This window comes from Streptomyces sp. NPDC037301 (genome assembly GCF_055602785.1).
In genome coordinates this window covers 25,048-32,887 of the sequence record NZ_JBVJWD010000062.1, presented here as the reverse complement: position 1 = coordinate 32,887, position 7,840 = coordinate 25,048, and the positions used below count along the sequence as shown (strand labels likewise).

The window sequence follows — 7,840 nt, the reverse complement described above, 5'->3', positions numbered from 1 at the left end:
TTGAACGCTTTCCAGGTCGCCTTCGAGGGCCGCCTGACTCCCACCGACCACTGACCAACTCAACAACCAAGATCAGCCGTTAAATTGACACACCCTAGGCGGGACGGGGCTCAACGTCTCGGCGCCCAGTTCCCACTCGAAGGGCGGGAAGAGCCAGGACAGTCCGACCAGCTCGCCCGGTCCCAGCGTTTCTATTTCCGCGCGACGACGGTGCGGAAGCTGTGCGTCGAGGGTCACCGCGCCGGTCTTCAGGATCCAGAAGCGGTCGGCGAGCGTGTGTTCCTCGAAAAGCCGCCGTGCTGCGGAGAACCGGACGTCGTCGGCGAGGCTCAGGAGACGGTCACGGTGTGTGGGCGGCAGAGACGTGATCTTGAGTGTGGTGGTCATCGGAGTACTCCTCCGAGGAGAGGCTCTCTACGGAGGGCGGAATCCTCATGCCACCCGATGGAGTCGCTCACTGCTGCGGTACACGACTCCATTGGGAGGCGGCGCACGAGGAAATGCCCAGAGCGCGTCGGCTCGTGCGGTCACAAGGGTCTGGTGACCTCTCGTAGAGGAGTTGTTCCCCACCACGGCAGAAGTACGCGACAGACCGGACCGTGACGCCCCACGTGACCCGGGTGAGGCGACGCGCCGACCACATTGTGCGCGGTCAGCGGGGCATCCGGGTGAGCGGACACTCCAGGTCTGGGTGGGCGGACAGCTCATCCCCCACCGCGGTATGACTATGCGTCCCTCGGATGGGGGTAGCTGTCCTGTGTCGGCGAACCGTGAAATTCGGCGAACGCGAGTTCGTGTCAGCGAAGTTTGAGCAGTAGGCGACAGTGCAGGCATCCCTTAGCCTCGATCCACCGAGTGACTCGCGTCCTGTGGATGAGGAAACGAGAAGAGGTGCCTGCTGACCTGCGATGATGGGAGTTCTGACGCTTCCAGCACGCACAATCAGCAAGGCACCTCGTAGATGCAAGTTTCCCACACTCCGGCAGCGGTCTCCGCTGTGTTCGATGACCCGAATCCGATCGCGCATGCCGGGCTGGTCCCGGTCATGCGGCTGGCCGAGCGGTGCGATCTTGCCGCTCCGGTGACGGACAAGGTGTACCACCGCCACCCTCCGCAGCCACCTGGTCCAGGTCCCGGCCAGGATCGCCCGATCCGCACGACGCATCACCCTGCACCTGCCACACAACTGGCCCTGGCAGCAAGCCTGGACACACCTCTTCGACACCGTTCACGACCCACCCGCACCGGCCTGATCCCCTGACCACCCCGCCCGCCAAGGCCCGACCGGAACCGAACTCGTGGAAACGCTGGGCAGACCAGCAGAAACAACCTGCCCATCCACGACCACCGACCGAAACCAGCTCACAAAACAATCAAGAGATCATCTTCAGAGCACGTCGGTGGATCAAGGCTTAGCGACGCCTGATCACCGCCCGTCCCGCCGTCAGGTCCACATCAGTGGCGTGCGGTGGTGCACCGGCCTCGCTGTCATGACGTACCAACTGGTCCGTTCGGCGCTGTTCAATCTCCACCCGCTTGTTCGGGTTCAGGGCGGCGACCAGCTCGGCGACAGCCGCCCCGGCGCCGTTTCCGCCGCCGCCCGTCGTCGTTCGGGCCACGAGTTGCCGCAGCCAGACAGGACGACCGGTGCGCAGCACCAGGCGCCGGGCGCCGGACAGGAGTAGCGGCACGACGATCACGGACGCCATGAGCAGGGAGACGATCAGCGTCAGAATCATGCCAGGCCAACGTCTACCCCTGCTTCAACCGTTCCCGGCGCTGGGCCCTGTCGTCAGATTCCCGCCCGGCCGAGACGCGGGCACTGCTGCGACCAGCACCCGGACAAAGGCGGGGCTGCTGCGACATCCGGTCTGGCACCGCCTGCGCCCTGCCCTGGCCGCAGGTGACAGTGACTGACCAACGATACGAACCCGCCCGCGGTTTGAGGCGATCAGCGGCCGGAGACTGTGGCGATTCCATCCGCCCCGGGTCCGACTCATTTGGATCAGTCGGACCGGGCGTACCAGAACAGTGCCCCGGGCTCCGGCGAGAGGTGCCCGGGGGCGTGTGCTGCTGGTGCGAGACGGCACCGGCGGTCCCGGCCAGGTACTGCTCGTTATCCGAACTGGCCGGGCTGGTAGTCGCCGGCGGGCTGCTGGACGATGACGTTCACGCGGTTGAAGGCGTTGATGAGGGCGATGAGCGACACCAAGGCGGCGAGTTGGTCCTCGTCGTAGTGCTTGGCGGCATTCGCCCAGACCTCGTCAGTGACGCCACCGGCCGCGTCGGCGATGCGGGTGCCCTGCTCCGTCAGCTCCAGAGCGGCGCGCTCGGCATCGGTGAACACCTTGGCTTCCCGCCAGGCCGCGACCAGGTTGAGGCGCGTCGAGGTCTCCCCGGCGTGCGCGGCGTCCTTGGTGTGCATGTCGGTGCAGAAGCCGCAGCCGTTGATCTGGCTGGCGCGGATCTTCACCAGCTCCTGCGTCGCGGCCGGCAGCGTCGAGTCCGAGATGACCTCGCCCGCCGAGATGACGTGCCTCAGGGACTTGGCTGCGACCGGGTTGCCGAGGAGGTTCAGGCGAGCATCCATGGTGCACTCCTTGCTTGATGGTGGTTACACCTCCTTGACGGAACAGCCCGGCAAGATGTGACAGGAACGAATGTGACGTGCGTCTCGCCTCTCGCGCCGCGGCAGGGACCACCCACGACGAAGTTCAGGACCACTGCCGAGGCGTCGCCCCGGCAAGCACGATCGCCGGCGCCTCTTCTGGCCCGACTCCACGCGCGGGACCTTTACGCGGCCCGGGCCACGACGGCAGCGCCGAGCACCGCCATGACGGCGAAGAGCAGTCGCAGCCCGCCGGCCCGGACCAGGACCCCTCCTGCCAGCGGGCCGAGGGGGACAGTCGATGGATTTGTGGAGGCCGTAACTGCCCTGCACCCGGCCATGCTTGACGGCCGGGTTGAGCCGGGAGACCAGGGCTGAGGCCGAGGGAGAGAAAGCGGAGGCAGCGGCGCCCTGGCCGAGACGGGCCGCCTGCGGCCAGCCGGGGCTGTCCGCCACCGCGTAGAGCGCCGAGGCTGCGGCGAAGGCGACGAGCCCTCCCAGAAGGACCGGCCGGGCGCCGACGCGGTCTGGGAGGGTGCCGAAGACCGGCTTGAGCAGGATCTCGGCTCCGTCGTACAGGGCGAGCGACAGCAACCCGCCCAGCACCGGCAGCGAGGTCACCGCGTCCTCACTGAAGCCAGGCAGGTTGGCCGCGATGTCGGGACGCGCTCACCCGGGCGAGCTGGGGCGAAGTCGGTGTGACCAGCATGAACCAGGTCTTCATCAACAATGCCTTCTACCGGGCCAACTTCCATCCGGGGATGCTGGGCTGGATCAGCCTGCGGGGCTCGGAGAGCTTGCTGAGCATAGAGAGCGTATTGGCGCGTGGTGCCGGGCTGAACGCCGGTGCCGGATTCCAGGGTTCGGTGGCCGGCCGCACCGCGAACGGCGAGCACGGTGAGCTGGTGCTCGACGCGATCAAGCAGTGGGAGACGGCGCGCAACCTCGGTGCATTCACCGAGGCACAGAAGACACGCTTTTGCGACCAGTCCACCAACTGGCATCTGACGGTTGTCAAGCCCGGCAAGGAGTGGTCGCTACAGGAGCTCGACGCGCAAGGGAACCCGATCGGTGAGGCCCAGGACGTCGCCGTGCCGACTCCCCGGCTGAACGCCGACCCTCCGCCGGCGGCAACCACGCATGAGCTCTACGAGGCGAAGGTGACCACGAATACTCCGGCCACGGTCCGGTTCAAGGTGACCGCCGGCGCCCTTCCTGAAGGCCTCCGGCTGAACCCGGACACCGGAGGTATCACCGGGAAGCCGGTCCGGGCCAGGAAGTCCGATGTCACCATCACGGCCTACAACTCGGCAGGCCTCCCCGACGCCCAGGCCGACTACGAGATCACCGTGCGTCCCTGATGCCCCGGCGAGCGGGCAGGAAACCGTTTCTGCTGCCCCCTTTCCGCGGCCGCCGCGGCCGCCGCGGCCATGGCGGCAAGGAAGGCGGCCCAGCCGCACTCGTTCTTCGCGGCCTGGAAGCATTTCTCGATTGCCCAGCGAGGCTCGGCGACGCGGACCAGTTCGGCAATGCTCGTCCCCACCGGAGCATCGGCCGGGTAGAGGGGATCTCCTCTGGCAGGCTCAGGCTGCGGCGGGCCGGCATCCACTGGTCATGGGTGGGCGTATCCGGGTCGAAGACGATGTCGGCCGGCAGCTTGGCGGAGTGTTCGGCCCATCCGGAGCCACCGCGCACCGCTGGTTCGCGGAATGGCCGTGAGCCGGGGTACGGGCGAAGCTGCACTATCTGGTTCTGGACGAGTTCGGCTCCCGAGGTGAACCGGACTGGTCGAGGTGTGCGATCGATTCGGTCAACATGCGGGCCCCCAAGGGGACTTGACAGGTCCGAAGCCTGTGGATCGCGGCCCATGCGGTTGTCAACTCGCGCAGCCAAAGCTCCAGCTCGGTCCGTGCTCAAGCGGATCCAGGAGCAACGGACCGAGAGTATGACGTGCACACGTCTTGACTGATGGTCGCTATCGCACGCACCGTTGCTGGGCCGATCTTTCCAAGGGGGGTACGTGAACAGCAAGGTGCTCGGCGCGTCTACGGTCCTGGCCCTCTTGGCTTTGGTGGGCGCCCTGCCGGCGCCTGCCTCCTCCGAGCCGCGGCCGGGGCCGACGCGTGCCCTGCCGCTGGGCGCCGTCGGCTTGACCGAGACCCGCAGCACGCGGACGCTGCAGCCCGGCGTGACCCTCACGCGGATCGTGCGCGGTGCCGACGCTCCGGCGCTCGCGTGGACGGTCGAGGTTTCCATACCCGGCGGTGCCACCTCGCCGGACCCCGACGCGCCGCCGACGGCGCTCAAGGACCGGACGAGCGCCGACGAGCTGACTGCCGACGTTCAGGGGGACGGCTTCGACGCCCGGGTCGAGGAAGTCACGACTCCGGCCGTCGCCGACTACGCCGGTGGAACGCTTGGGTGGCGGGTCCGGGTCGGGCAGTTCGACTCGCAGTCCGCCGCGACGGCCGAGCTCACCCGGCTGAGAGGGGCCGGGTACGCCGGGTCCGTCGTGTACACCGGTTGGGACGGCAACCCCGAGGACCGTGGCCCGTGGCGGATCGACGTGCTCACCATCGACCCGGACCGGTTCCGCGGCGGGCTCAAGGCGTCGTACGGTCCCGATCTGGAGAACCGCGAGAAGACCAGTGAGCTGGCGGCCGCGGCCGGCGCGACCGCAGCGGTCAATGCCGGGTTCTTCGTCCTCGACCCGCGAGCCGGAGCACCGGGCGATCCGGCCGGCGTCGGCGTCTACGACGGCCGGCTGCTGAGCGAGCCGGTGAACGGGCGCCCCGGCCTGGTGATGCGCGACTCCGGCCGGCACAGCAGAGTCACCCGGCTCACCTGGAAGGGGCGGGTCGTCGGCCGGGACGCGTCGCAACCCCTGGACGGCATCGACCGCGTACCGGGCTTGATCAGGAACTGCGGCGGCACCGCCGACGACACTCCGACCTCGCTGCCCCTGCACGACGTGACCTGCACCGACCGCGACGAACTCGTCGCCTTCACGCCTGAATACGGTCGGCAGACGCCGCAGGGCGACGGCCTCGAGGCCGTACTGGACCCCCGCGGACGGGTCCTGGAACTGCGCTCACCACGCGGCGGACCGCTGCCGGCCGGCGGCAGCTCCGTGCAGGCGACCGGCACCCGCGTCGCCGAGCTGGCCGCCCTGGCGCAGGTCGGCCGGCCCCTGCGCGTCGAGAGGACGTTGCGGGACGGCAGCGGCCGTAAGGTCTCCCCGTCACCGGCGACGAGCATCCTCAACGGCGGTCCCGAACTGGTCCGCGACGGACGCCTGCACGTCACGGCTGCGACCGACGGGATGGTGCAGCCGAGCAACGCGAGCTTCTACTACGGCTGGGTGCACAAGCGCAATCCACGCACGCTGGCCGGGGTGGACGCAGCCGGCAGGACCTTGCTGGTCACGGCCGACGGACGCAGCACGGACGCGCTCGGGCTGAGCATCCCCGAGAGCGCCGCCGTCGCCCGGGCACTCGGCCTGCGCGACGCGGTCAATCTTGACGGTGGCGGGTCGACCACCATGGTGGTCGACGGAGAAGTGATCAACGATCCGTCCGACGCGGCCGGTGAACGCCCCGTCGGGGACGCACTGCTGATCCTGCCCGACCGGGGCTGACCCAGCCCGGTCCGACAACGCCCGAGCCGGCTACCACCGACCGCCAGGAGCCGCCATGACCGCCATCCCGATCCGCCGAGCCCGCCTCCTGCTCGTCCTTGCCGCGCTGCTGCTCACCCTGGCGTCGACCCCGTCGGCGCCGGCCACCGCGTCGACGGTGCCACCTGCCGGGGGAGCGGGCGGGTTCTGGCCCTCGTCCCGGGGTGCCGAGGTAGTCGCGGTCACCCAGGTTGCCGACCGACAGGTCGACTTGTCGGTCCGTTCACCGGCCCTCGGCGGCCGGACGGTGAACGTGCGTCTGCTCACGCCCGATGGCTGGGACCCGGGCGACCGGAGCAGGCACTGGCCGACCCTCTGGCTGCTGCACGGCTGCTGCGGGGACTACACGTCGTGGACCAGTCGGACCGACATCGCGCGGACCGACGGCCTGCGCGACGTCCTCGTGGTCATGCCGGAGGCCGGCTGGAACGGCTGGTACAGCGACTGGTGGAACTACGGCCAGGGCGGTGACCCGGCGTGGGAGACCTTTCACACCAAGGAGCTGCGCCTCCTCCTTGAGCATGACTGGGGGGCGAGCAGGAACCGCGTCGTGGCGGGACTTTCGATGGGTGGCCAGGGCGCCCTGCTGTATGCCGCCCGGCACCCCGGGATGTTCAAGGCGGCCGCGGCGTACTCCGGCTCTGTGCACCCGCTGCTCAACGACGAGTCGGTGAACCGCATCATGGGATTCTTCGCCGGTCAGGGCAACGACCCGCTGAGGGTCTGGGGCGACCCGGTTGCGCAACGTGACATCTGGGCGGCCCACGACCCGTTCCACCTGGCCAAGCGCCTCAAGTCGATCCCCGTCTACCTGTCCTGCGGTGACGGCACCACCGGCCCCTTGGACCCGCCGGGCAGCACGAGCGCACTCGAAGCGGACTTCAACAGGCAGAACCAGGCCCTTGCGAGCGAGCTCGGACGCAAGGGCGCCAAGCAGGTGACCACTCACTTCTACGGACCGGGGACCCACGGCTGGGCCTACTGGCAGCGTGAGTTGCACTCCTCGCTGCCGATGCTGCTCCACGCCCTGCGGGCCGACGGCTGAACGGTCATGTGCCGAGATCATCCACCCGGGCATCCCCGCCGCGCCATGGCCAGCCGTGTCTGGGACGAGCCCCCGGCCGGGCAACGGACATCGTGGGATCGTCGCCGGTCACGGCGATCTTGTCTGCATGCTGTGCCAGTTCCACCACCGGCTCGGTCTGGGTGTCCCGCCCCCGAAACCGCGCGTCGCCCCGCCTCCGCTGGAAAGATTCGGTCCATGAACGACAGCACCCCTGCCCAGAGGGCCCGCGAGCTGCTTACCCAGGCATCCCAGCACCCGGTTGCCAGTCCTCAGCGCGACGCGCTGGTGGCCGAAGCCGCTGTGTGGGCACGGCTGGAGCACGCAGCCGTCATGGAGCATCACACGGCCGCAGCGGTCGACATCGAGTCCGCCCTGGCCTCCTTCGCCGACCCCGTGCAGAAACTCGGCAGGGAGGTCGGCAACCTGACCGAGCACATCAAGCTCAGCCAGAAGTGAGCGAGCCCGCGGAGGGAGGGCATCGCGGTGGTCA

8 protein-coding genes and 3 pseudogenes are annotated in these 7,840 nt (G+C 68.9%); 6 read left to right on the top strand and 5 right to left on the bottom strand.

All coding sequences use genetic code 11. The annotated features are described in order from the left end of the window. Positions 1 to 72: 72 nt before the first annotated feature. On the bottom strand, positions 73 to 387 hold the full coding sequence (locus ACZ7IB_RS43285; protein ID WP_470920411.1) for a cyclic nucleotide-binding domain-containing protein: 315 nt from the start codon (positions 385 to 387) through the stop codon (positions 73 to 75). 701 nt (positions 388 to 1,088) lie between these two features. On the opposite strand from ACZ7IB_RS43285, the pseudogene ACZ7IB_RS43280 reads away from it, so the two are divergent. Then, positions 1,089 to 1,253: pseudogene (locus tag ACZ7IB_RS43280) on the top strand (IS1380 family transposase); the annotation flags it as partial. Positions 1,254 to 1,412: 159 nt separating this feature from the next. Here ACZ7IB_RS43280 and ACZ7IB_RS43275 read toward each other — a convergent pair. The 3 genes from ACZ7IB_RS43275 to ACZ7IB_RS43265 all read right to left on the bottom strand — a co-directional run bounded on the left by ACZ7IB_RS43275 (position 1,413) and on the right by ACZ7IB_RS43265 (position 3,214). Further along, on the bottom strand, positions 1,413 to 1,739 hold the full coding sequence (locus tag ACZ7IB_RS43275; protein WP_470920409.1) for a DUF6191 domain-containing protein: 327 nt from the start codon (positions 1,737 to 1,739) through the stop codon (positions 1,413 to 1,415). Between the two features lie 377 nt (positions 1,740 to 2,116). Beyond that, the gene (locus tag ACZ7IB_RS43270) at positions 2,117 to 2,590 is read right to left on the bottom strand and encodes a carboxymuconolactone decarboxylase family protein (protein ID WP_470920408.1); all 474 of its coding nucleotides are present in this window, start codon (positions 2,588 to 2,590) and stop codon (positions 2,117 to 2,119) included. Between the two features lie 24 nt (positions 2,591 to 2,614). Beyond that, positions 2,615 to 3,214 carry an MFS transporter gene (locus ACZ7IB_RS43265; RefSeq protein WP_470920415.1) on the bottom strand — a complete coding sequence of 200 codons (600 nt, stop codon included), beginning with the start codon at positions 3,212 to 3,214 and terminating at the stop codon, positions 2,615 to 2,617. Positions 3,215 to 3,315: 101 nt separating this feature from the next. Between ACZ7IB_RS43265 and ACZ7IB_RS43260 the strand changes: the two genes are divergently transcribed. Next, positions 3,316 to 3,969 (top strand): Ig domain-containing protein, encoded by a 654-nt coding sequence (locus ACZ7IB_RS43260; RefSeq protein ID WP_470920413.1) that lies wholly within the window; start codon positions 3,316 to 3,318, stop codon positions 3,967 to 3,969. Here the strand turns inward: ACZ7IB_RS43260 and ACZ7IB_RS43255 are convergent. Beyond that, positions 3,945 to 4,216, bottom strand: a pseudogene (locus tag ACZ7IB_RS43255) (IS701 family transposase); the annotation flags it as partial. The gene ACZ7IB_RS43260 and the pseudogene ACZ7IB_RS43255 sit on opposite strands and share 25 nt — an antisense overlap. Positions 4,217 to 4,261: 45 nt before the next feature. Between ACZ7IB_RS43255 and ACZ7IB_RS43250 the strand changes: the two are divergent. The 4 genes and pseudogenes from ACZ7IB_RS43250 to ACZ7IB_RS43235 form a co-directional block, all read left to right on the top strand. After that, positions 4,262 to 4,491, top strand: a pseudogene (locus ACZ7IB_RS43250) (IS5/IS1182 family transposase); the annotation flags it as partial. A gap of 137 nt (positions 4,492 to 4,628) precedes the next feature. Beyond that, the gene (locus ACZ7IB_RS43245; protein WP_470920406.1) at positions 4,629 to 6,245 is read left to right on the top strand and encodes a phosphodiester glycosidase family protein; all 1,617 of its coding nucleotides are present in this window, start codon (positions 4,629 to 4,631) and stop codon (positions 6,243 to 6,245) included. Positions 6,246 to 6,300: 55 nt separating this feature from the next. Continuing rightward, positions 6,301 to 7,329: an alpha/beta hydrolase gene (locus ACZ7IB_RS43240; RefSeq protein WP_470920405.1), complete on the top strand. Its 1,029-nt coding sequence runs from the start codon at positions 6,301 to 6,303 to the stop codon at positions 7,327 to 7,329. A gap of 216 nt (positions 7,330 to 7,545) precedes the next feature. Beyond that, positions 7,546 to 7,806 carry a hypothetical protein gene (locus tag ACZ7IB_RS43235; RefSeq protein WP_470920403.1) on the top strand — a complete coding sequence of 87 codons (261 nt, stop codon included), beginning with the start codon at positions 7,546 to 7,548 and terminating at the stop codon, positions 7,804 to 7,806. The last annotated feature ends 34 nt before the right edge of the window (positions 7,807 to 7,840 follow it).